Origin of the sequence: Luteimonas kalidii, assembly GCF_029887935.1 — a bacterium.
Lineage (GTDB): Bacteria > Pseudomonadota > Gammaproteobacteria > Xanthomonadales > Xanthomonadaceae > Luteimonas > Luteimonas kalidii.
This window is the reverse complement of record NZ_JARXRO010000020.1, coordinates 66689-87168: the sequence shown is the minus strand read 5'-3', so window position 1 is coordinate 87168 and position 20480 is coordinate 66689. Positions and strand designations below refer to the sequence as shown.

Here is a 20480-nt window from a genome sequence, read left to right as displayed (position 1 = left end):
TCGGGCACGCCGGCGACGCAAGCCGACGACCGCAGGGACTACCATGCTCGCCTGTCCGCCCTCGCCTGCCGCCATGTCCCTGCCTTCCACGCCCCCTTCCTTCCTCGACGACGCACAGATCGAGCGCCTGTCCGAACTGCTGGAGCAGCGCGCGGTGCCGTTCAAGGGCTTCAACCTGGAGGCGCTGGACGGCTTCCTGTCCGCGCTCGTGGTCTCGCCGTCGACGGTCGAGCAGCGCGAGTGGGAGCCGGTGGTCTGGGGCGGCAAGCCGCCGCGCTGGGACAGCGAGGACGAAGTCGCGCAGGTGCAGCAGCTGCTCGCCGCGCACTGGAACATGTGCGCCGCGCGCGTGCGCCATGACGAAGACACCCTGCCCGACCACCTGGCGCCACTGATGTGGCTGCCCGAGGACCCGGAACTCACCGGCGAGGACGCCCTGCACGAGGACGAACTCGACGTCGGCCACGACTGGGCGCTGGGCTTCTTCGAAGGCGTGGCGCTGCGCGAGGCCGAGTGGGAGCGCTGGCTGGACGAGAACGACTGGATGGACGAGCTGTTCGACCAGCTCGATCGTCTCGCCAGCGGCGAGGCGCTGGACCAGGACGATCCCACCGCGCCGGCGACCCCGGTCGGCTACCGCGAACGCCTGGCGATCGTGGCCGGCGTGCCGGGCATGCTGTCCGACCTCAACCACCATCGGGTCGACGCCCTGACCCCGCGCACCCCGATCCAGCGCGACGCCGCGCCCGGCCGCAACGACCCCTGCCCCTGCGGCAGCGGCAAGAAGCACAAGAAGTGCTGCGGGGCGCATTGACGCCACCCGGTCGGCCGGGTGCGCCGATCTGCGTCGCGGCTCGACTGACGCCCTGACCTGCGGGCAGAGCGTCCACCCGCGCGAACGGGGGGCGACGGCCCGCGCCGGGCGCGGCCCGCTCCGGCTCCGCGCCCGCAGCGCCATCGCCGGTCATCGCGCCGGAACGATGCGCTCAGGCGCGTTCGCCAAGGCCGCGCACGACAGCGGTCGGACGCACCGCCCACACACACGACAAGGGCCGGACAGGCCGGCCCTTGCGATGCATCAGCGGCGCGGCGTGGCTACCAGACCACCTCGGCCATCGAGCAGTTCAGCCCCGAGCCGATGCCCAGCAGGGCCACGCGGTCGCCCTTCTTCAGCCGGCCCATCTCGCGCAGCTTGCTGAGCACGATCGGCACCGAGGCCGGGCCGATGTTGCCGTGCTCGCCGAAGATGGTCATGACCTTCTTCGGGTCGATGCCGATGGCCTTGGTGAAGGCGGCGGTGTGGACCTTGCTGACCTGGTGGATCACGAACTGGTCGAGTTCCTCCACCACCCAGCCCAGCGCCAGCTTGGCGGCGCCGAAGGTCTTCTGCGACAGCTTGATGCCCTCGATCAGCAGCATCCGGGTATCGGTGACCATGCCGTCGAGGTTGCCGCGGCACAGCTTGTTCCACTCGGTCGCGGCGCGGGTCACGCCGCCGCGGTAGCGCGGCGCGCCAGGCGCGAGTTCGGCGCGGGCCAGCACCATCGCCGCCGCGCCCGAGCCCAGCGTGAGCGTGGCCAGCTCGTTGCGGAACTGCTCTTCGGTGGCGTCGGCGCTGGTGAGGCGCTCGAGGGTCTTCTCGTAGGCCAGGTCGGCAGTCTCGCCGTCGACGATCAGCGCGTAGTCGATCTCGCCGCGCTCGATCATGCGACTGGCGATGTCCATGCCGTTGATGAAGGCCAGGCAGGCGTTGGCGACGTCGAAGTTCTGGCAGGTGTCGGGCAGGCCGAGGTTGCCGGACACGATGCTGGCGGTGGACGGCTCGAGGTAGTCGCGGCTGACCGAGGTGTTGACCAGCAGGCCGACCTTGTCCGGATCGATGCCGGCATCGGCCAGCGCCTTGACGCCGGCAAGGGTAGCGACCTCGGAGGCCTGCACGCCTTCTTCCCACAGGTAGCGCGAATGGATGCCGGCGATGTCGCCGAGTACGTCGGTCTTGATCCCGAGGCGGTCGAGCGTCGGCTTCAGGCGGGCATTGATCTCCGCGGAGGACAGCCGCCGGGGTGCATCGATGTGGGCCAGGCCGGCAATGGCGACGTGTTGGAAGAGCATGGGCGTGGCGCCGGTATCGGATACGGAGCCGTATAGGGTACCGCCTCCGGGACCGGGCCGCATGACCGCCTGAACGGGGAACCCGCGCGGTCAGCCCCCGCAGCGCCAGGCGGCGAAGCGCTGGCTGCCGGCCGCTGGCTCCGCCACGGGCGAGATGGTGTCGGCCTGCAGGCCGGGGGCCTCGTTGCGGGCCAGGGTCTCGAGTTCGTCGCGGACCTTGATCGGGTTGCGCTCGATGAAGGCGATCGAATGCTTCACCGAGACCTCCACCTCGCCCTGCTTCTGGCAGCCGGCGGGCGGCGTGGCCACCACGCGCACGGCGCTGGCGCCCGGGGCCATGTGCACCCAGGTGCAGGCCGACAGGGCGGCCAGCAGGGGAAGGATCAGGAGTCTGCGCATCGGGAGGTCCTCTTGAGTGGAGCGGAACGCGACGGCCGGCATTGTGGCGGGCATCGGCGGTGCGCGGGGTTGCGGGCAGCCCGGCGGATACCGGCGGCGTTCAGCCTGCCGGCAGCGCGCACGCTGACATGCGCGCGCTGCCCGCGGGCTTCCGCGTCCCGTGCTATTTGCTGACGGGCCGACCGTCGGCGTCGATCACCTGCACCTCGCCCAGGTTCAGCGCGCGCACCGGGGCCTCGGTCTGCGCGAGGTCGCCGACCACCACCCAGGTCAGCGCGTCCGGCTGCAGGGTGCGGGCCGCCTCGGCCACCTGGGCCGGAGTCATCGCCTCGACCAGCGCCTTGCGCCGGAACACGTAGTCGTCCGGCCGCCCGTAGCGGACGATGCCGCCGATCGTGCCCATCACCGACCACGCCGTCTCGTAGGCGCCGGGCAGGCTCAGGGTCTGGATCGCCTTGACCCGCTCCACCTCGGCCGGCGTCGGCGGCCGCTCGCCGCTGGCGAACTCGGCCAGTTCGCGCTGGATCTCGGCAATCGATTCGCCGGTCTTGTCGATCTGCACCGGCGCGGAGACGGTCCAGCGGCGCTGGCCCAGCGCGCCGCCGAGCGAACTGCGGGCGCCGTAGGACCAGTGCTTGTCCTCGCGCAGGTTCATGTTCAGGCGCGCGGTGAAGTCGCCGCCGACCACGCCATTGGCCATCTCCAGCGCCACCGCGCCCGGGTCGGTGGTCGGGGGCGCCACCTGGGCGACGAAGATGTTGGCCTGGACCGCGCCCGGCTGGTCGATCAGGAACACGCGCGGCGAGGCCGGCAGCGGCACCTGCGGCACGTCGACCGCGGCCGGGGCCTCGCCCTCGCCCGTCCAGTCGCCGAAATGGCGGTCGAGTGCGGGCACGATCTCTTCCAGCGTGGTGTCGCCCACCACGATCACGGTCGCGTTCTCCGGGCGCACCCAGCGGCGGTGGTAGGCCAGCAGGTCGTCGCGCTCCAGCGCGGCGATCGAGTCCTCGGTGCCGCTGCCCGGGGCGCCGTAGGGATGGGCGTCCCCGTACAGCAGCGCCGGGAGCACGCGCATCGCCATGCCGGACGGCTGCGCCTTCTGCTGGCGGATGCCGGCGATCCAGGTGGCCTGGATGCGGTCGATCTCGGCCGGATCGAAATTCGGTCGCCGCACCATGTCGGCGAACAGCGCCAGCGACGGATCGAGGTGCTCCTTCAATGCGGACAGGTAGGCGTTGCCGCCGTCCTGCGCGGCGCCGGCGCCGAGGCTGGCACCCAGGGCTTCTGCGCGGTTGGCGAACTCCAGCGGTCCGAGTCCGGCCGCCCCCTCGTCGAGCAGATCCAGGGTGAAGTCGGCCGTGCCGGCGCCGTCCCCGGGATCGCTGCTGTGGCCGCCATGGAATTCATAGCTCAGCTGCACCACCGGAATATCGTGCCGTTCGGCCAGGATCACCGTGCTGCCGTTGCGCAGCGTCGCGCGCTGCAGCTGCGGGAACTTCAGTTCCGGGAATTCGGTGGTCTTCGGCACGCCCAGGCTGCGGTCGACCGCGGGCGGCGTGGTGGCGTACATCGGGTCGGGATCGGGCAGGTCGAACGGCTCCGGCGTGACCGCCGGGTCCTCGGCCAACGGCGTGCGGGCGCCGGGTTCGACCACGATCGTGTGGCTGCCCTCGCCCAGCCAGCGCGCACCGGCCTGCATCAGGTCGCGCGCGGTGGCCGATTCGACGTTGGCCAGCTGGCCCCGGAAGCAACCCGGATCGCCGGTGTACACCGCGCACTCGGCCAGCACGTCGGCCTTGCCGCCGAAGCCGCCGATGCGCTCGATGCCGCGGACGAAGCCGGCGCGGATCATGGTGCGGGCGCGCTCGAGTTCGTCCGCGGTGGGGCCGTCGGCCACCAGGCGCGCGATCTCCTCGTCGATGATCGCCTCGACCTTCGCCGGATCGACGCCCTCCTTCACCGTGGCCACGAGGTAGAAGTTCGATCCCAGCTGCGAGGCGCCGGCCATCGTGCTGATGTTGTCGACCAGCTGGTCGCCGTGCAGCAGGCGCGTGTCCAGGCGCGAGGATTTCGCGCCGCCGAGCACGTAGCCCAGCATCTGCAGGTGGTCGAGTTCGTCGCTGCCGGTCTCGGGCACGTTCCATACCCGGTAGATGCGCGGCTGCGGCACCTTGTCCTGCATCACCTCGCGGGTCGTGGCCGCGCGCTTGCCGACGTCGACCTCCGGCTGCGCCATCGTCGGGCCGGCGGGAATGTGGCCGAAGTACTTCGCGACCTTCTCCTTCGCGGTCGCCAGGTCGATGTCGCCGGCGAGCACCAGCACCGCGTTGTTGGGGCCGTACCAGGCGTTGAACCACTGCTTCACGTCGTCAAGCGAAGCCGCGTTGAGATCGTTCATCGAGCCGATGACGCTGTGGCCGTACGGATGCGCGACCGGATACAGCGCGCGGGTGAGCTTCTCCCAGACCTGGCCGTAGGGCTGGTTCTCGCGCTGGCGCTTTTCGTTCTGGACCACGCCACGCTGTTCGTCGAGCGCGGCCTGGTCGATCGCGCCGAGCAGGTGGCCCATGCGGTCGGACTCCATCCACAGCGCCATGTCCAGCGCGGTGGTGGGCACGTTCTGGAAGTAGTTGGTGCGGTCGGTGTTGGTGGTGCCGTTCTGGTCGGTGGCGCCGACGGCGCGGAACGGATCGAAGAACTCGCCGTCGTGGTGTTCGCTGCGCTGGAACATCAGGTGCTCGAACAGGTGCGCGAAGCCGCTGCGCCCGGCCGGTTCGTCCTTGCTGCCCACGTGGTACCAGACGTTGACCGCCACGATCGGCGCCTTGCGGTCGGTGTGCACCACCACGCGCAGGCCGTTGGGCAGGGTGAAACTGTCGTAGGCGATGTCGACCGCCGGGGCGTCCGCCGCCAGCAGGGGCGCCGCCATCCCGCCCGCGAACGACAGGCCCAGGGCGAGGGAGAGCAGCGCGCGGCGCGCGGGACGGAGCGGAAGTCGGGCGATCGGCATGGATGGTCCTGCGTTCGGATATGCCGGGCATGGTAGCGGAGGGGTCGCGCGCGCCCCCGGGCCGGAAGTCCCGCCCGCCTCGACATCACCTGCACCGCCGGCGGCGGAGACTGCGGCCATGCCCGCCCGCCATGTCCTCGTCACCGGCGCCAGCCGCGGCCTCGGCCTGGAATTCGTCCGCCAGTTGCTGGCGGCCGGCGACCACGTGGTCGCCACCTGCCGCCGCCCCGGCAAGGCCACCGCGCTCAACACGCTCGCCGGCGAGCATCCCGGTCGCCTGCACGTGCTGCCGCTGGACGTGACCGATCCGAAATCCCACGCCGAACTGGCGCGTGAACTCCCGCTCGTGCTCGGCGACGACGGCCGTCTCGACCTGCTGGTCAACAACGCCGGCGTGCTCCACTCCGGTGAACGCTTCGGGAGCCTGACCGCGGCGAACTTCGAGGACAGCTTCCGCACCAACGCGTCCGGCCCGCTGCTGCTGACCCAGGCCCTGGCGCCGCTGCTGGCCGACCGCGCGCGCGTGCTCAACCTGTCCTCGCAGCTGGGCTCGATCGCCGGCACCCGACGTTTCGGCACCCCCAGCTACAACCTCAGCAAGGCCGCGCAGAACATGGCCACGGTGCTGCTGGCGCACGCGCTGGCCGGGCGCGGGATCGTGGTCGTCGCCCTGCATCCGGGCTGGGTGCAGACCGACATGGGCGGCGCCGGCGCCGACCTCCCCGCGACCGAGGCGGTGGCCGGCCTGCTGCGGGTGGCGGCGGGCCTGTCGCCGGACGACAGCGGCCGCTTCCTCGACTGGCAGGGGCGAGCGGTCGCCTGGTAGCCCGCCTCCCGGCGTGGGCGACAATGCCCGGTCCGCCGCCGCCGCCGCTCCCGTGTTCGACCTGCTGCTCTACCAGCCCGAGATTCCGCCCAACACCGGCAACGTGATCCGCCTGTGCGCCAACACCGGCGCGCGGCTGCACCTGGTGCGTCCGCTGGGCTTCGACCTCGACGACCGCCAGCTCCGGCGCGCCGGGCTCGACTACCACGAGTACGCGACGCTGCAGGTGCACGACTCGCTCGACGAGGCGCTACAGGCGATCGCCCCGCCGCGCCTGTTCGCGCTCAGCACCCGCAACGCCGTGCGCTACGACCAGCCGCGCTATGCCCCGGGCGACGCCTTCCTGTTCGGTCCGGAGACGCGCGGGCTGCCGGACGAGGTGCTCGCGCGCATCGACGACGACCGTCGCCTGCGGCTGCCGATGCGTCCCGGCAACCGCAGCCTGAACCTGTCGAACGCGGTGGCGGTGGTGGCGTTCGAGGCGTGGCGCCAGCTGGGGTTCGACGGCGGGGCCTGAGCGCCCCGGCCAGATCCCCGGGCGTCGTGGGAGCGTGGCCCCTCCGGACCAGACCGATCCGGAAAAGTTCCTGAACCCGACAGTTCATTATTCAGGCCCGGTTGCACGCGGGTGTCGAGAATGCGCGTGCCGCCCCGGGTGGAACCGTTTTCCCCGACGGTGACTCCCCTCCCTCTCCACCCGGGCGGCTCCTCACCTACAAGAAACCAAAGAGGCTTTCCCCCGATGAAGCGCGTGTCACTTCTTGGCCTGGCCGTTGCCGCCGCCCTACCGTTCGCCGCCTCCGCCGCCGATGGCGTGTCCTACAACTATGTCGAGGCCGGCTACGCCGCGACCAACCTCAGCGACGGCCTGCCCGATGCCGACGGCTTCGGCGCCCGCGCCTCGATCGCGTTCCACCCCAATTTCCACGTGTTCGGCGACTACGCCAACCAGGAGTTCGACAACACCGGCTTCGACGCCGACCAGTGGCGCGTCGGCCTGGGCTACAACCACGAGATCTCGCCGCGCGCCGACCTGCTCACGCGCGTGGCCTACGAGAAGGTCGACTTCGGCAATGCCGGCGACGCCGACGGCTGGAGCGTCGAGGCCGGCGCCCGCGGCGCGTTCACGAGCAACTTCGAGGGCTATGCGCTGGCCGGCTACCAGGATGGCGACCAGGTCGACGGCGACTTCTACGGGCGCCTCGGCGCCACGGTGAAGTTCAACCCGAACTGGGGCCTCAACGGCGACGTGAAGGTCAGCGACGGCGACACCGCCTGGTTCGTCGGTCCGCGGTTCACTTGGTAAGGCTGGAAACCGGGGCGATCGACCCAATCTGATTCGAGCAAGACGCGACGTCGCCCTCCCCTCTCTCCCGACGTCGCGACATGGCCCGGCCGGCAACGGCCGGGTTTTTTTATGGGCCCGGATCCGCGTCCGCGGCCGGGCCGGCCTCGAACAGCGCCTGCGGGTATTCGGCCTTGCGCTCGCGCGCCATCAGCCGGGCCAGCCCTTCGGCCGGGGTGATGTCGCCGTGCAGCACGGCGCGCACGTTGCTGGAGATCGGCAGTTCCAGGCCGTGCCGTTCGGCCAGACGCATGACTTCGTCGGCGGTCTGCACCGATTCGACCACCTGGCCGATCTCGCGCACCGCCTCGTCGACGCTCTTGCCGCGGCCCAGGGCCAGGCCCAGGCGGCGGTTGCGCGAGAGGTCGCCGGTGCAGGTGAGCACCAGGTCGCCCAACCCCGCCAGGCCCATCAGCGTTTCGGGACGGCCGCCGATCGCGGCATTGAGCCGCAGCATCTCGTTGAGGCCGCGGGTGATCAGGCCGGTGCGGGCGTTGAGCCCGAGTTCCATGCCGTCGGCGACGCCGGTGGCGACCGCCAGCACGTTCTTCATCGCGCCGCCGAGTTCGGCGCCGCGCATGTCGCTGCCGGTGTAGGCGCGAAACCCCGGCCCGTGCAGCACGTCGGCCACCTGCTGCACGAACGCGGCGTCCTCCCCCTGCACGGTGACGGCGGTCGGCAGGCCCAGGGTGACCTCCTTCGCGAACGAGGGACCGGTGACCACGGCCAGCGGCACGTCCGCGCCCAGCACCTCGGCAGCGACCTCGTGCAGGAAGCGTCCGGAGCCGGGTTCGAAGCCCTTGGCCGCCCAGGCGACGCCGGCATGGGGCGGACGCAGCGGCGCCAGCGCGCGCAGCGTGTCGCCGAAGGCGTGCGAGGGCACCACCACCAGCACCAGGCCCGCGCCGGTGACGGCGGTGGCCAGGTCGGTGGTGGCGCGCAGCGACGCCGGCAGCGGGATGCCGGGCAGGTAGCGCGGATTTTCGTGGCGCTGGTCGATCGCCTCGACGACCGCGGCGTCACGGCCCCACAGCGTGGTGGGGAATCCGTGACGCGCGATCAGCGACGCAAGCGCGGTGCCCCAGGAACCGGCACCGAGGACCGCGACCGTGACGGCCGGGGTCGTCATGGCTCAGGCGTTGCCGGCCGTCTCGCTGTTGGCGAGGTCGCCGTTGCCGGCGCCCTGCCCCTGGCGCTGGCGCAGCCCTTCGGCGTACAGCGCGTCGAAGTTGATCGGCTGCAGCAGGAACGGGGCGAAGCCGCCGGCCTGGATCAGGTCGCCGATCAGCTGGCGGGCATAGGGATACAGCACGTTCGGGCACTGGGTGCCGAGCAGCGCGTCGGTGACGTTGGGCTCGAAGCCGGCCAGGCCGAACACGCCCGCCTGCTGCACCTCGACCATGTAGATCGAGTTGCCTTCGCCCTCGCCCGCGGTGCAGGTCAGGGTGACGCCCAGCACCACTTCGTACACGCTCTCGCCCAGGCGCTGGACGCGCTGGTTGAGGTTCATGTTGATCTGCGGCGCGTTCTGCTCGTTGAAGACGTGCGGCGCCTTGGGCGACTCGAACGAGACGTCCTTGACGTAGATCTTCTCGACGCTGAACTGCGGGCCGCTGGGCTGCTGCGCGGGAACGGCGCCGCCGTTGGGGGCTTGCTCGGACATCCTGGGACTGCTCCGGTATCGGGGTTCGGAAAGGCGCGATTATCGCACTTCGGGCTCAGCCACGTCCCTTGGCCAGCGGCAGGTCGGCCTGCTGCCAGCCGCCGATGCCGCCGTCGAGCACGAACACGCGCTCGAAACCGGCCTTCTTCAGCCGCTTGGCGGCATCGCCCGCGGTAAAGCCGGTCTTGCACACCAGCACTACCGGCAGCGCCTTCGCCGCGGCGAGCTTCTTGTTCTCGGGATCGAACTGGCTCATCTGCACGTTCTTCGAGCCGGGGATATGGCCCTTGTCGAAGTCGGCGATCGGGCGCAGGTCGACCACCAGCGCGTTGTCGCGGTTGACCAGCGCGGTGACCTCGGCCGGGCGCACGGTCTTGAACGGTCGGAACAGTCCGGCGATCTCGTTCAGGATGATGCCGCCCGTGAGGCCGACGAAGACCAGCGACAGCATCTGGTGGCGGCCTGCGAAGGCCAGCAGTTCCTGGAAGTCCACGGCGGATCGGGATCGGAAGGGGACGGGATTGTCGCACAGGGTCCGGCGCAGGCGCGCCGCTTCGGGGCGCTCGCGCCCGGATCGCACGCGGGACCTGCCGGACGGGCGCGCCAGGCGCCGTCAGGGCCGATCCGGCGCGCACGGCCGGGGCGGCCGTTCGCGCGGCGATCAGCCCGCAGGCAGGGTCATTCCCCCGCCCAGAAATCCGGCAGGCCGCCCGTGATCCACCAGGACTTGGCTTCGGCGTCGTAGCGCCACTGCTCGGTGTAGCGCAGGGTGCGCTCGGCCATCGTGTGGCGGTTGATCACGCCGATCTCGATCTCGCGCGCGGCCTCGGTCTCGCCGGGACGCGAGGCGAGGTCGCGGTAATGGGACACCTGCACCTGCTTGTAGCGCTCGAACTCGAGTTCGCTCATCGGGTGCGCTTCGCGGTAGTCCGGATCCACCAGCGCCCAGGCACCCTCGAATTCGCCCCAGCGGATGGCGGCCGACCAGCTGTACTGCGCGCGTTCGAGCGCCGACATCTGCCTGCCGCTGCTGGCGCAGCCCGCGAACAGGCACGCCACCACGCACGCCAGCCAGACCGCCCGCCACTGCCGCATCGCACCGCTCCCCGGAACCGGACACGCCATGCTAGCAGCCGTGCCGGCCGTCGCGATGCGACCTCAGTCCGGCTTGAGGATCGCGGCGTAGCGCGAACGCGACTCGGTAGCGACGCCGCCATCGGGCAGTAGCACGTGGGCGGCCAGGGTGGCGCGGGCGCGGCCGCGCGCGCGCAGCGTGGCGAGGAAGGTGTCCCAGCTGCCGCCCTCGTCCAGCCAGGCCTCGGCGGTCAGGTCGTCGCGCAGGGGCGCGCGGTAGCGCACTTCCGAATCGGCGACGTAGACCTCCGCGCGCAGGCCAGCCTGTTCGATCTTGAGCGCGGTCAGGCCCCAGGCCGCGAGCGTCATCAGCGACACTAGGCTGCCCCCGAACGCGGTGCCCTTGTCGTTGACGTTCGCGGCCAGCGGCGCCTGCAGCCGCAGCCGGTCGTGGCTGCCGTCAGTGATGCGCAGCTGCAGCGCGCGCGCCGGCGGCATCGCCAGCACTTGCGCTTCCAGTGCGCGCAGGGCGGCGTCGGACAGATCGGTCATGCAACTGGGCCTCTTGCGGGGAATGCTTGCGGCGCGCGGGGCGGTGGGACCAAGCTGGCGCCATGTCGACACGCACCGCCACGCCGAAGCTGCGCGCATGCTACGTGATCTCGCTGCGGCCGGTCGGCGGACACGCATCGATGCGCCGCGCCGCCGCCGCGCACGGAGCGAAGGTGCTGGCGCTCTCGCCGTGGCGGATCGAACCGCGCCGCGATGCCGGCACCCGCGCGGCGCTGCGCGCGGCGCTGGCGGCGGATGTCGTGCTGTTCACCAGCCCCGCGGCGGTGCGCGCCGCGGCCGGCCTGCGCCGGCTGCGACCGCGCCGCGGCCAGGCCTGGCTGGCCACGGGCGCCGGCACCGCCGCCGCATTGCGGCGGGTGGGCGTCGCCGACGTCGCCGCGCCGGCGCGCATGGACAGCGAGGGCGTGCTGGCGCTGCCCGCCCTCGCCGCGATCCGCGGCCGCAGCGTCGCGCTGGTCACCGCGCCCGGCGGACGCAACCTGATCGCACCGACGCTGGTCGCCCGCGGCGCGCGCCTGCTGCGCGCCGATGTATACGCACGCGTCCCGGTGGCGCCGTCGCCACGGTCGCTCGCGCGCCTGCGGGCGCTGCGCGCGCCGGCCTTTCTCGCACTGGGCAGCGGCGAAGCGCTGCGCCGCGTGTTCGACGCGCTCCCCGGCCCGCTGCAGGCACGGCTGCGCTGCGCGCGCGTGCTCGCCGCCAGCGAGCGGCTCGAGCAGCAGGCGCGCGCCTCGGGTTTCGACGACGTGGTGGTGGCGGCCGACGCGCGGCCACGCTCGTTGCTCGACGCGGCCGTCCGCGGGCCCGCTCCGCGTTCACCTTCGGATAGCATGCGCAGCCCCCCACGCCCGCCCCGTCGATGAGCAGCCCCGCCCCGCCTCCTGCCACGCGCCGCGCCCGCGGCGTGATGTGGTTCGCCGCGCTGGTGTTGCTGGGACTCGCCGTGGCCGCGGTCACGTGGCAGCGCCTCGACGCGACCCGCACCGCGCACGCGCAGGCCGCCGCCGCGGACCGGCAGCGGATCGAGGCGCTGGAACAGCGGCTCATCGCATTGCGGCGCGACCAGCGCGCGCAGACCGCCCGCATGCAGCAGGCCGAAGCCACCAACCGCCTGCTGCGCGAGGAGCTGATCGGCCTCGGCCAGCGCGCGGCGCTGGTGGAGGAGACCGTGCAGCGATTGTCGGATCCCGAACGCGACGCCGCGCGCGCGCTGCGCCTGGACGAGGTGGAGCTGCTGCTCGCGCAGGGCCAGCAGCGCCTGTTGCTGGCCGGCGACGCAGACGGCACCCGCCGCGCCTACGCGCTGGCGGCGCAACTGCTGGACGGCGTGACCGATCCGGCCTGGCTCGACCTGCGCCAGGCGCTGGCGCAGGAACGTGCCGCGCTCGATGCGCTGGGCGCCGATCCACGCGTCGTCGCCGCCGGCCGGCTCGAAGCCTTCGTCGCGACGCTGCCGGCATTGCCCGCCCATGCTCCAGCCCAGGCCGTGCCCGTGCCTTGGTGGGAGCGCGTGCTGACGACGGTGGTCCGGGTGCGCCCCAGCGCCGACGCGGTGGCCGTTGACCCCGCCGACCGCGCCGCGGGCCTGGCCGGGCTGCAGCTGGACCTCGGCCTGGCGCGGGTGGCGATCGAGCGCCGCGACGCGGCGGGCTATCGCGCCGCGCTGGTCCGCGCCGGTGCCTGGCTGCCGCGGCTGTGGCCTGAGTCGCCCGCCCGCGCGCGCCAGCAGCAGGCGTTGCGCAGCCTGCACGCGCTGCCGCTGGCGGTGGACCTGCCGGCGCTCGGATCGACCCTGGCCCAGTTGCGCCGCCAGCGGAGCGCCGGCTGAGCGGCCGTTCAGGCCATCCACGCCACCGCAACGCCCGACGCGCGAGGCTGGGGGCCACGCCGCGCTGCCCATCCGCACGAGGAGTTCCGCGATGACCCTGTTCCGCAACCTGCTGCTGTGGCTGGTGCTGGCACTGGCCGGCGCGCTCGCCGCGCAATTGCTGCTGTCCCAGGATCCGGGCTACGTCCTCGTGCGCTGGCGCGGCTACGACTACACCACGACGGTGCTGGTCGCGGTTGCGCTGGCGTTCGCGGCGGCGTTCGCGCTGTGGCTGCTGTGGGCGCTGCTGTCGCTGCCGTTCCGCGCCTGGGGCCGCCACCGCGACACCCAGGCGCGCGCTCGCCTGGGCGAGGGCTACGATGCCCTGCACCAGGGGCATTGGACCCGCGCCGAGAAGCTGCTGTCGCAGGCGACGGAAGACGAGCGGGTGGAAGCGGCCGCCCGCATCGGCGCAGCCCAGGCCGCGCTGGCGCGTGGCGATGCGCCGGCGGCGCGCGCGTACCTGGATGGCTTCGGCGAGCGCCACCCGGCCTCGCGCGCGATCGCATCGGCCGAGCTCGCGCTGCGCGAACAGCGCCCGACCGACGCCCTGGTCGCACTCGATGCCCCCGCCGCGCAGCCGCTTCCGCCGCGCGGCCTGGCGCTGCGCGCGGAGGCGCTGGGCGGCAGCGGCCAGGCGGCGCAGGCCTGGGGCCTGCTCGGCCCGCTGCGCCAGCAGCACGCGTGGCCGGAGGCGGAGCTGGCCGAACGGGAACTGGCGTGGGCGGAAGCGTCCCTGCGCGAGGCCCCGGACGCCAACGCGCTCGCCGAGCGCTGGGATGCGCTGCCGCGCGCGCTGAAGAGCGAGCCCGGCGTGGTATCGACCTACGCCTCGCGCGCGGCCGGATTCGGCTGGGAAGACGCCGCCACCGGCAGCGTCGAGCACGCGCTCGACGCCCGCTGGGACGAGGCGCTGGCCACCCGCTACGGGCAGTTGCCCGTGGGCCGTATCGAACACCGGCGCGCGCGCGCCGGGACGTGGCTGAAGGCGCACCCCGCCAGCCCGGCGCTGCTGCTGACGCTGGCCCGACTGGCGCACGCCAGCGGCGACTGGCCGCGCGCCGAGGATTACCTGCACCGCGCGCTCGCCCAGGGCGGCGGCGCGGATGCGTGGGAGGCGCTGGGCGATGGCTACGCAGCCGCGGGCGACGAGCCCGGCGCACGGCTGTGCTACGCGAATGCGCTCGCCGCCGCGCGTGGCGAGGCGGTCACGCCCCTACCGACGCGCGCCGTGCACCCGGCGATCGCGGACGAGGCGGCGTTCGAGGAACGCGACGCGCACGGGATGCCGCGCCTGCGCGAGTGACGGGCGGCCGGCGGGCGCGTCCCGCGTTCTGACACCGCAGTTGCATACATCCGCCTGCCGGATGACCGTGCAGGCAGCCCGCGCTGCCCGCACGGATCGGGAGTCGGCGCGCGCCCGCCATCCGGGGAACTGACGGCACGGCACCGACATCGCACTCGCCGCCGCGGGTGGTACAGGGCCGCGCCGGGCCGAAGCTTCCTGCGCACAGGTCCGGGCGGCCACGGGCCCGACGGTGCGATAGTGCCGCGATGTCCGATGCCGCCGACCTGCCGCTGCTGTCCCTGACCACCGCGCTCGGCGCGGGCCTGCTGATCGGCCTGCTGTACGAGCGCCGCAAGGAGGACGATCCGGCGATCGCGGCGGGCCTGCGCACGCATACCCTGGTCGCGCTCGCAGGCGCCATCGCGGCCTGGATCGGCCTGCCCGTGTTCATCGTCGTGCTGCTGCTCACCGGCACCTTCGCCGCGCTGAGCTACCTGCGCACCAGCCAGACCGATACCGGCGTCACCGCCGAGGTCGCCCTCATCTGCAGCGCGCTCTGGGCGGACTGGCGATGCGCGAGCCGGGCGCGGCCGGCATGCTCGCCGTGCTGATCGCGATCCTGATCCAGGCCAAGGCGCGGCTCCACCACTTCAGCCGCGAGGTGATCAGCAACCGCGAGATCGCCGACGGCCTGGTGCTGCTCGCGTTCGCGCTGATCGTGCTGCCGCTGCTGCCGGACGAGCCGATCGGGCCTTACGGCGCGCTCAACCTGGCCACGGTCTGGAAACTGGTGGTGCTGGTGATGGCGGTGGGCGCGCTCGGCCACGTCGCGCTGCGCCTGATCGGCAGCCGCTGGGGCCTGCTGCTGTCGGGATTCTTCTCCGGCTACGTGTCCTCGACCGCGGCCACCGCCGGCTTCGGCCAGCGCGCGAAGGCCGAGCCGTCCCAACTGCACGCCGCCACCGGGGCGACGATGCTGGCCAACCTCGCATCGCTCAGCCTGTTCGTGCCGATCCTGCTCGCGGTCGCGCCCGCGCTGCTGCCGGCCGTCGCCCTGCCCCTGCTGGCGGCGGGCGCGGTGCTGGTCGCCGGTGCGCTGCTGGGCGTCCGCCGCAACGGCCGCAGCGAAGCGCCGCCACCCTCCGCCGAGACGCGCATGTTCCGCATCGGCCAGGCGATCGGACTGGCGGCACTCATCGCCGGCGTGCTGGTGGTCTCGCACGTCGCCGCGCACTGGCTGGGCCCGAACGCGGCGCTGGCCACTGCGTTCCTCACCGCGCTCGCGGAACTGCAGGCGGCCACCGCGACCGTGGCCACGCTGTTTCGCGACGGTACCATCGACACGCGCCAGGCGCAGTGGGCGGTGGTCGGCCTGGTCGCCGCCAGCTCGCTCGCCAAGTCGGTGGTCGCCTTCGTCAGCGGCGGCCGCGCGTTCGGCCTGCGCATCACGACCGGACTGATGGCGGCCACGGCGGCGGCGGCCGCGGTGGCGCTGCTCAACGCGTTCCCGTCGTAGGCGGTGTGTCAAAGCAGCCCGAGAGCGTCGCCCGGATAAGCGCAACGCATCCGGGACTTCGTTCCGCACATGCCCCCATTCGCAATCGCGCGCGCCGCGGGCGGCCCGGGACCGGCGGCCCGCGTCGTAGCCCGGATAAGCGCAGCGCATCCGGGTAGGCCGCGCGAGTCCCGGATGCGCTTCGCTTATCCGGGCTACACGTTCAGGGCGGCGGGTGCCGCCTCAACCCGACTCGAGCTCCGCCCATCGCGCGTAGGCGGCGTCGAGCTCGGCCTGCAGTTGCGCAAGCGCGAGATTGGCGGCAGTGATCGCGCCGCCCTCCTGCTGGAAGAACGCAGGCTGCGTCATCGCCTCGCTGCGCGAGGCGATCTCGCCTTCGAGCTGCTCGATGCGCGCCGGCAGTTGTTCGAGTTCGCGCGCCTGCTTGAACCCGAGCTTGCGCCGGGCCGGCGCCGGCGCGGCGGAAGATGCGGCGGCGAGCGGCGCCGCTTCGGCATCCGGCACGCCGGACCGCGCGCCGGCGGACGCGCGCTGCCGCAGCCAGTCGGCATAGCCGCCCACGTATTCGCCCAGCCGGCCGTCGCCTTCCAGCACCATCGTGCTGGTCACCACGTTGTCGAGGAAGTCGCGATCGTGGCTGACCAGCAGCAGCGTGCCGCGGTAGTCGGCCAGCAGTTCCTCGAGCAGTTCCAGCGTCTCCACGTCGAGGTCGTTGGTCGGTTCGTCCATCACCAGCAGGTTGGACGGCTGCGCGAACAGCTTGGCGAGCAGCAGGCGGTTGCGTTCGCCGCCCGACAGGCGCGTGATCGGCGCGCGCGCGCGCTCGGGCGTGAACAGGAAATCCTGCAGGTAGCCGACCACGTGCTTGCGGCTGCCGTTGATCTCGATGAAGTCCTGGCCTTCGGCCACGTTCTCCAGCGCGTTGCGGCTGTCGTCTAGCTGGCTGCGGTGCTGGTCGAAATACGCGATCTGCAGGCCGGTGCCCAGCTTCACCTCGCCGTGCTGCGGCACCAGTTCGCCGAGCAGGATCTTGAGCAGGGTGGACTTGCCCGAGCCATTGGGGCCGATGATGCCGATGCGGTCGCCGCGCAGGATCGTGGTGGACACGTCGTCCAGCAGCACGCGCCCGTCGTAGGACTGGGTCACATGGCTGGCCTCGATCACCTTCTTGCCGGAGTTGCGGGTGCTGGCGACTTCCATCTTCACGTTGCCGGCCAGCTCGCGCCGCTGCGCGCGTTCGCGACGCATCGCCTTGAGCGCGGTCACGCGGCCTTCGTTGCGGGTGCGGCGCGCCTTGATGCCCTGGCGGATCCACACTTCCTCCTGCGCCAGCAGCTTGTCGAAGCGCGCATTCTCCTGCGCTTCGGCATGCAGGCGCTCTTCGCGCCGGCGCAGGTAGTTGTCGTAGTCGCCGGGCCAGCTGGTGACGCGGCCGCGGTCGATCTCGACGATCCGCGTGGCCAGCGCGCGCAGGAAGCTGCGGTCGTGGGTGACGAACACGATGCTGCCGCCGAACGACTTGAGGAAGCCTTCCAGCCACGCGATGGCCTCGATGTCGAGGTGGTTGGTGGGTTCGTCCAGCAGCAGGATGTCGGGGTTGCGTACCAGCGCCTGCGCCAGCAGCACGCGCCGCTTCATCCCGCCCGACAGCGCGCCGAAGTCGAGGTCCTCCGGCAATTCCAGCCGTGCCAGCACCTGCTGCACGCGGCTGTCGAGGTCCCAGCCGCGCTGCGCCTCGATCTGCGCCTGGGCCTCGCCCATCGCCTCCATGTCGCCGTCGTGCAGCGCATGGTGGTAGCGCGCGAGCAGGCGGCCGAGGTCGCCCAGGCCCAGTGCGACCACGTCGAACACCGTGCCCTGCGTGTCCTGCGGCACTTCCTGCGCCATGCGCGCGACCACCACCCCGCCCTGCACCCGGATCTCGCCGTCGTCGGGCCGCAGTTCGCCGGCCATCAGCCGCATCAGCGTGGACTTGCCGGCACCGTTGCGACCGACGATGCACACCCGTTCGCCGGGTTGGATGGCCAGGTCGACGTGTTCGAGGAGGAGCGGCCCGCCGACGCTGAAGTCGACCCGCTGGATCTGGAGGAGAGGCATGGCGACATTCTACCGGCGCGGCAGACCTGCCTCGCCCACCGCAGGTTGCCTGTCGCGCGGCGGGGGCCCGCCCGTCGTTCGTCCAATGCGTGGTGCAGGCAGTTGCGCTGCCGGGTCGACCTCGCGCCAGCCGCGCGACAGTGGGCGAAGCGACTCCGCGCAGCCGGTCATGTCCTGTCGATTCCGGGTCGTTCGCGACTCAGGCGCAAGGTGTCCGGCGCCATGCGCAGACGCCGCGCTCAGCGCTCCAGGATCGCCACCACGCCCATGCCGCCCGCGGTGCAGATCGACACCAGGCAGCGGCCGCCGTCGCGTTCCTTCAACTGCTTGGCCGCGGTGGCGACGATGCGCGCGCCGGTGGCGGCGAACGGGTGGCCGGTGGCGAGCGAGGAGCCGAGCGGGTTGATCTTCGCCGGATCGATGCGGCCGAGCGGCGCCTCCAGGTGCAGGCGGCTGCGGCAGTAGTCCTCGCTCTCCCAGGCGCGCAGCGTGCACAGCACCTGCGCGGCGAAGGCCTCGTGGATCTCGTAGAAATCGAAATCCTGCAGCGCCAGGCCGTTGCGCGCCAGCATCTCGGCCACCGCCACGGTCGGCGCCATCAGCAGGCCTTCGCCGTGCACGAAGTCGACCGCGGCCACCTGCACGTCGCGGATGCGGCACAGCACCTCGTGCCCGTGCGCGGCGGCCCAGTCCTCGCTCGCCAGCAGGCAGGCAGCGGCGCCGTCGGTGAGCGGGGTGGAGTTCGCCGCGGTCAGCGTGCCGCGGCCGGAGGCCTTGTCGAACGCGGGCTTGAGCGTGGCCAGCTTTTCCAGCGAGGTGTCCGGGCGCAGGATGTTGTCGCGCGAGACGCCGCGGAAGCTCACCACCAGGTCGTCGAAGAAGCCGCGCTCGTAGGCGGCGGCGAGCTTGTGGTGCGAGGCCACCGCGAGTTCGTCCTGCGAGTCGCGCGAGATGGCCCACTCCTTGGCCATGTCCTCGCAGTGCTCGCCCATCGACTTGCCGGTGCGCGGCTCGGCCACGCCGGGGAAGTCGGGCTTGAGCTCACGCAGGCGGAAACCCTTGAACGCGGCCAGCTTGTCCTTCGTGGTCTTCGCCGCGTTCGCGGCCAGCAGGCGCCGGCGCAGCGACTTGCCGTAGACGATCGGCACGTCGGAGGTGGTATCCGAACCGCCGCCGATGCCGGAGTCGATCTGGCCGGTGGCGATCCTGGTGGCGATCAGGTTGATGCTGTCGAGCGACGTGCCGCAGGCGCGCTGCAGGGTGATGCCGGGGGTCAGCGCGGACAGCCCCGACGAGAGCGCGGCCTCGCGGCCCAGGTTCCAGTCGCTGCTGTGCTTGATCACCGCGCCCATCGCCACTTCGCCCAGCTGCTGTCCGTGCAGGCCGAACTTCTCGACCAGGGCGCCGAGGGTACGCACCGACATGCCGAGGTTGCCCACGTCCGAATAGGCGGTGTTCTGGCGGCAGAACGGAATGCGGACGCCACCCAGCACGGCGACGGGACGACCTTGCAGCATCGTGGGCCTCTTTCGGTGCGGGCCCGTCACGCGCGACGGGCATAATGGGCGAGTCTAACGTACCGTGCCGAATGGCCCGATGAACGCATCGCACTCCGCCGCCACACGCGAGTCCGGCCTGCCGGACGGCACCGTCGCGGGCGTGCTGGCGATCGAACTCGCGCACGGCAGCGTGCCGGCGCGCGATGCACTGCCGCAGGCCGAGGCCGCACGCGTGGCCGCCTGCGTGGGGCGGGACCTCGCGGCGCTGGTGCCGGCCGTGCGCCGGCTCGACCTGTGCCTGGCCGCCGCACATTTCGATCCGGCCGAGGTGCTGCGCCCGGGCTGGCCGCTGCACCGCCGCCTGGCCGACCTGCTGGCGCGCGCGCCGGGCGGCGACGGCACGCCGCGGCTGGTCGCGCTCGGTGCCGACGCCGCGGGCCACGTGCCGCAGCCACTGATGGCCGATCCCGCGCTGCGCGGCGGCAGCCTGCGCCTGCTGCCGTTCCTGCTGCAGGGCGATCCGGCGATCGCCGCCGGGGTGGACGAGGCGTTCGAAGCGCAGCTGCTCGACGCCGGCATGGCGGCCGCCGATACCGCGCTGCTGCTGCGCGACGCGTTCGGTGCCCCGATCGAGCATGCGCGCTGCATGACGCTGCACGACCTGGCGGCGATGGTCGCGCTGCAGTACGAGCACCTCGGCCTCGAGCCGCTGTGGCCGCTGATCGAGACCGCACTGCTCGCGCCGCGGCGCGAGGCGGTGCTCGATGCCGGCGCCGAGCCGGCCGCGCGCTATGTCGACGGCGGCGTGCGCATGGCGCTGTACTCGCCGGCAGCGTGGAAAGTGCGCTACCGGCCGGATACCAACGACGACGCGCGCCTGCGCCAGCTGTTCACGCGCTTCGAAATGCGCCAGCGTCAGCTGGCCGCGGTGCTCTCCGCGCACGGGCTGGACGTGACGTGGGTCGATGCGGCGCCGGATCTGGAGGCAGGCGCGCTGTAGCGACGCGGTACCGGTTGCGTGCGTTGTCCCCGCATGCGGGCGTCGGCTGGATGCGACCGTCGGCCTGATCGGGGTGACGCGACTGGACCGGGTCCGGTCCACGCGCGTTGCGGACGTCATCGGCGCAGCACGGCGCTGTCACGACGCGGCACCGGTTCGGCCCGGGCATCGCACCCGGATGCGGCCGTTGGCCTTAGCCGGGCTACGAGAA

Annotated in this window: 20 protein-coding genes; 10 read left to right on the top strand and 10 right to left on the bottom strand. The window is 72.4% G+C overall.

Translation table 11 applies throughout. The features are described from left to right. The first annotated feature begins 73 nt into the window (after window positions 1-73). Window positions 74-814 (top strand): UPF0149 family protein, encoded by a 741-nt coding sequence (locus QFW81_RS13875; protein WP_280579607.1) that lies wholly within the window; start codon window positions 74-76, stop codon window positions 812-814. Window positions 815-1095: 281 nt separating this feature from the next. Here the strand turns inward: QFW81_RS13875 and QFW81_RS13870 are convergent, their stop codons facing one another. The 3 genes from QFW81_RS13870 to QFW81_RS13860 form a co-directional block, all read right to left on the bottom strand. Further along, complete coding sequence (locus QFW81_RS13870; RefSeq protein ID WP_280579605.1) at window positions 1096-2112, bottom strand: 3-oxoacyl-ACP synthase III; 1017 nt, start codon at window positions 2110-2112, stop codon at window positions 1096-1098. A 90-nt stretch (window positions 2113-2202) separates the two neighbouring features. Continuing rightward, window positions 2203-2511 carry a DUF4156 domain-containing protein gene (locus tag QFW81_RS13865; protein WP_280579604.1) on the bottom strand — a complete coding sequence of 103 codons (309 nt, stop codon included), beginning with the start codon at window positions 2509-2511 and terminating at the stop codon, window positions 2203-2205. 163 nt (window positions 2512-2674) lie between these two features. Next, entirely contained in the window at window positions 2675-5521 is a 2847-nt protein-coding gene (locus QFW81_RS13860; RefSeq protein WP_280579603.1) for a M16 family metallopeptidase, read from the bottom strand. A gap of 118 nt (window positions 5522-5639) precedes the next feature. Here QFW81_RS13860 and QFW81_RS13855 point away from each other — a divergent pair, with 118 nt between their 5' ends. The 3 genes from QFW81_RS13855 (at window position 5640) to QFW81_RS13845 (ending at window position 7653) form a co-directional block, all read left to right on the top strand. Continuing rightward, window positions 5640-6347 carry an SDR family oxidoreductase gene (locus tag QFW81_RS13855; RefSeq protein WP_280579602.1) on the top strand — a complete coding sequence of 236 codons (708 nt, stop codon included), beginning with the start codon at window positions 5640-5642 and terminating at the stop codon, window positions 6345-6347. A gap of 13 nt (window positions 6348-6360) precedes the next feature. After that, window positions 6361-6864, top strand: a complete 504-nt coding sequence (locus tag QFW81_RS13850; protein WP_280579601.1) for a tRNA (cytidine(34)-2'-O)-methyltransferase — start codon at window positions 6361-6363, stop codon at window positions 6862-6864. Between the two features lie 225 nt (window positions 6865-7089). Beyond that, window positions 7090-7653 carry an outer membrane beta-barrel protein gene (locus tag QFW81_RS13845; RefSeq protein WP_280579598.1) on the top strand — a complete coding sequence of 188 codons (564 nt, stop codon included), beginning with the start codon at window positions 7090-7092 and terminating at the stop codon, window positions 7651-7653. 109 nt (window positions 7654-7762) lie between these two features. Here QFW81_RS13845 and QFW81_RS13840 read toward each other — a convergent pair whose 3' ends face one another. The 5 genes from QFW81_RS13840 to QFW81_RS13820 form a co-directional block, all read right to left on the bottom strand. Continuing rightward, window positions 7763-8821, bottom strand: coding sequence for an NAD(P)H-dependent glycerol-3-phosphate dehydrogenase (locus QFW81_RS13840; RefSeq protein WP_280579595.1), 1059 nt, complete (start codon window positions 8819-8821; stop codon window positions 7763-7765). Between the two features lie 3 nt (window positions 8822-8824). Then, window positions 8825-9355: a protein-export chaperone SecB gene (secB, locus tag QFW81_RS13835; protein ID WP_280579593.1), complete on the bottom strand. Its 531-nt coding sequence runs from the start codon at window positions 9353-9355 to the stop codon at window positions 8825-8827. 55 nt (window positions 9356-9410) lie between these two features. Next, window positions 9411-9848, bottom strand: coding sequence for a rhodanese-like domain-containing protein (locus QFW81_RS13830; RefSeq protein ID WP_280579591.1), 438 nt, complete (start codon window positions 9846-9848; stop codon window positions 9411-9413). Window positions 9849-10033: 185 nt separating this feature from the next. After that, window positions 10034-10450 carry a hypothetical protein gene (locus QFW81_RS13825; protein ID WP_280579590.1) on the bottom strand — a complete coding sequence of 139 codons (417 nt, stop codon included), beginning with the start codon at window positions 10448-10450 and terminating at the stop codon, window positions 10034-10036. 63 nt (window positions 10451-10513) lie between these two features. Next, a complete protein-coding gene (locus QFW81_RS13820; RefSeq protein ID WP_280579588.1) occupies window positions 10514-10981 on the bottom strand; it encodes a YiiD C-terminal domain-containing protein in 468 nt (155 codons plus the stop codon). 62 nt (window positions 10982-11043) lie between these two features. Here QFW81_RS13820 and QFW81_RS13815 point away from each other — a divergent pair, with 62 nt between their 5' ends. The 5 genes from QFW81_RS13815 to QFW81_RS13795 all read left to right on the top strand — a co-directional run bounded on the left by QFW81_RS13815 (window position 11044) and on the right by QFW81_RS13795 (window position 15673). Next, window positions 11044-11865: a uroporphyrinogen-III synthase gene (locus tag QFW81_RS13815; protein WP_280579586.1), complete on the top strand. Its 822-nt coding sequence runs from the start codon at window positions 11044-11046 to the stop codon at window positions 11863-11865. Beyond that, window positions 11862-12830 (top strand): hypothetical protein, encoded by a 969-nt coding sequence (locus QFW81_RS13810; protein WP_280579584.1) that lies wholly within the window; start codon window positions 11862-11864, stop codon window positions 12828-12830. Before QFW81_RS13815 ends, QFW81_RS13810 begins: the two co-directional genes overlap by 4 nt. Before the next feature lie 91 nt (window positions 12831-12921). Continuing rightward, window positions 12922-14175 (top strand): heme biosynthesis protein HemY, encoded by a 1254-nt coding sequence (locus tag QFW81_RS13805; RefSeq protein ID WP_280579582.1) that lies wholly within the window; start codon window positions 12922-12924, stop codon window positions 14173-14175. A 248-nt stretch (window positions 14176-14423) separates the two neighbouring features. Then, window positions 14424-14768, top strand: coding sequence for an MgtC/SapB family protein (locus QFW81_RS13800; RefSeq protein ID WP_280579580.1), 345 nt, complete (start codon window positions 14424-14426; stop codon window positions 14766-14768). After that, window positions 14729-15673 (top strand): MgtC/SapB family protein, encoded by a 945-nt coding sequence (locus QFW81_RS13795; protein WP_280579579.1) that lies wholly within the window; start codon window positions 14729-14731, stop codon window positions 15671-15673. Before QFW81_RS13800 ends, QFW81_RS13795 begins: the two co-directional genes overlap by 40 nt. 222 nt (window positions 15674-15895) lie before the next feature. On the opposite strand, the gene QFW81_RS13790 is transcribed toward QFW81_RS13795, so the two are convergent. Beyond that, on the bottom strand, window positions 15896-17770 hold the full coding sequence (locus QFW81_RS13790; RefSeq protein WP_280579576.1) for an ATP-binding cassette domain-containing protein: 1875 nt from the start codon (window positions 17768-17770) through the stop codon (window positions 15896-15898). 239 nt (window positions 17771-18009) lie between these two features. Then, complete coding sequence (locus QFW81_RS13785) at window positions 18010-19287, bottom strand: acetyl-CoA C-acetyltransferase (protein ID WP_280579574.1); 1278 nt, start codon at window positions 19285-19287, stop codon at window positions 18010-18012. A gap of 79 nt (window positions 19288-19366) precedes the next feature. Here QFW81_RS13785 and QFW81_RS13780 point away from each other — a divergent pair, with 79 nt between their 5' ends. Beyond that, window positions 19367-20269, top strand: a complete 903-nt coding sequence (locus QFW81_RS13780) for a hypothetical protein (protein WP_280579573.1) — start codon at window positions 19367-19369, stop codon at window positions 20267-20269. Window positions 20270-20480: the final 211 nt, after the last annotated feature.

What these genes read in the sequence shown, in the direction of transcription:
- QFW81_RS13875 (WP_280579607.1), top strand. Translation starts at nt 74, where the DNA reads ATGTCCCTGCCTTCCACGCCCCCTTCCTTCCTCGACGACGCACAGATC.
- QFW81_RS13870 (WP_280579605.1), bottom strand. Translation starts at nt 2,112, where the DNA reads ATGCTCTTCCAACACGTCGCCATTGCCGGCCTGGCCCACATCGATGCA.
- QFW81_RS13865 (WP_280579604.1), bottom strand. Translation starts at nt 2,511, where the DNA reads ATGCGCAGACTCCTGATCCTTCCCCTGCTGGCCGCCCTGTCGGCCTGC.
- QFW81_RS13860 (WP_280579603.1), bottom strand. Translation starts at nt 5,521, where the DNA reads ATGCCGATCGCCCGACTTCCGCTCCGTCCCGCGCGCCGCGCGCTGCTC.
- QFW81_RS13855 (WP_280579602.1), top strand. Translation starts at nt 5,640, where the DNA reads ATGCCCGCCCGCCATGTCCTCGTCACCGGCGCCAGCCGCGGCCTCGGC.
- QFW81_RS13845 (WP_280579598.1), top strand. Translation starts at nt 7,090, where the DNA reads ATGAAGCGCGTGTCACTTCTTGGCCTGGCCGTTGCCGCCGCCCTACCG.
- QFW81_RS13840 (WP_280579595.1), bottom strand. Translation starts at nt 8,821, where the DNA reads ATGACGACCCCGGCCGTCACGGTCGCGGTCCTCGGTGCCGGTTCCTGG.
- secB (WP_280579593.1), bottom strand. Translation starts at nt 9,355, where the DNA reads ATGTCCGAGCAAGCCCCCAACGGCGGCGCCGTTCCCGCGCAGCAGCCC.
- QFW81_RS13825 (WP_280579590.1), bottom strand. Translation starts at nt 10,450, where the DNA reads ATGCGGCAGTGGCGGGCGGTCTGGCTGGCGTGCGTGGTGGCGTGCCTG.
- QFW81_RS13820 (WP_280579588.1), bottom strand. Translation starts at nt 10,981, where the DNA reads ATGACCGATCTGTCCGACGCCGCCCTGCGCGCACTGGAAGCGCAAGTG.
- QFW81_RS13815 (WP_280579586.1), top strand. Translation starts at nt 11,044, where the DNA reads ATGTCGACACGCACCGCCACGCCGAAGCTGCGCGCATGCTACGTGATC.
- QFW81_RS13810 (WP_280579584.1), top strand. Translation starts at nt 11,862, where the DNA reads ATGAGCAGCCCCGCCCCGCCTCCTGCCACGCGCCGCGCCCGCGGCGTG.
- QFW81_RS13805 (WP_280579582.1), top strand. Translation starts at nt 12,922, where the DNA reads ATGACCCTGTTCCGCAACCTGCTGCTGTGGCTGGTGCTGGCACTGGCC.
- QFW81_RS13800 (WP_280579580.1), top strand. Translation starts at nt 14,424, where the DNA reads ATGTCCGATGCCGCCGACCTGCCGCTGCTGTCCCTGACCACCGCGCTC.
- QFW81_RS13795 (WP_280579579.1), top strand. Translation starts at nt 14,729, where the DNA reads ATGCGCGAGCCGGGCGCGGCCGGCATGCTCGCCGTGCTGATCGCGATC.
- QFW81_RS13790 (WP_280579576.1), bottom strand. Translation starts at nt 17,770, where the DNA reads ATGCCTCTCCTCCAGATCCAGCGGGTCGACTTCAGCGTCGGCGGGCCG.
- QFW81_RS13785 (WP_280579574.1), bottom strand. Translation starts at nt 19,287, where the DNA reads ATGCTGCAAGGTCGTCCCGTCGCCGTGCTGGGTGGCGTCCGCATTCCG.
- QFW81_RS13780 (WP_280579573.1), top strand. Translation starts at nt 19,367, where the DNA reads ATGAACGCATCGCACTCCGCCGCCACACGCGAGTCCGGCCTGCCGGAC.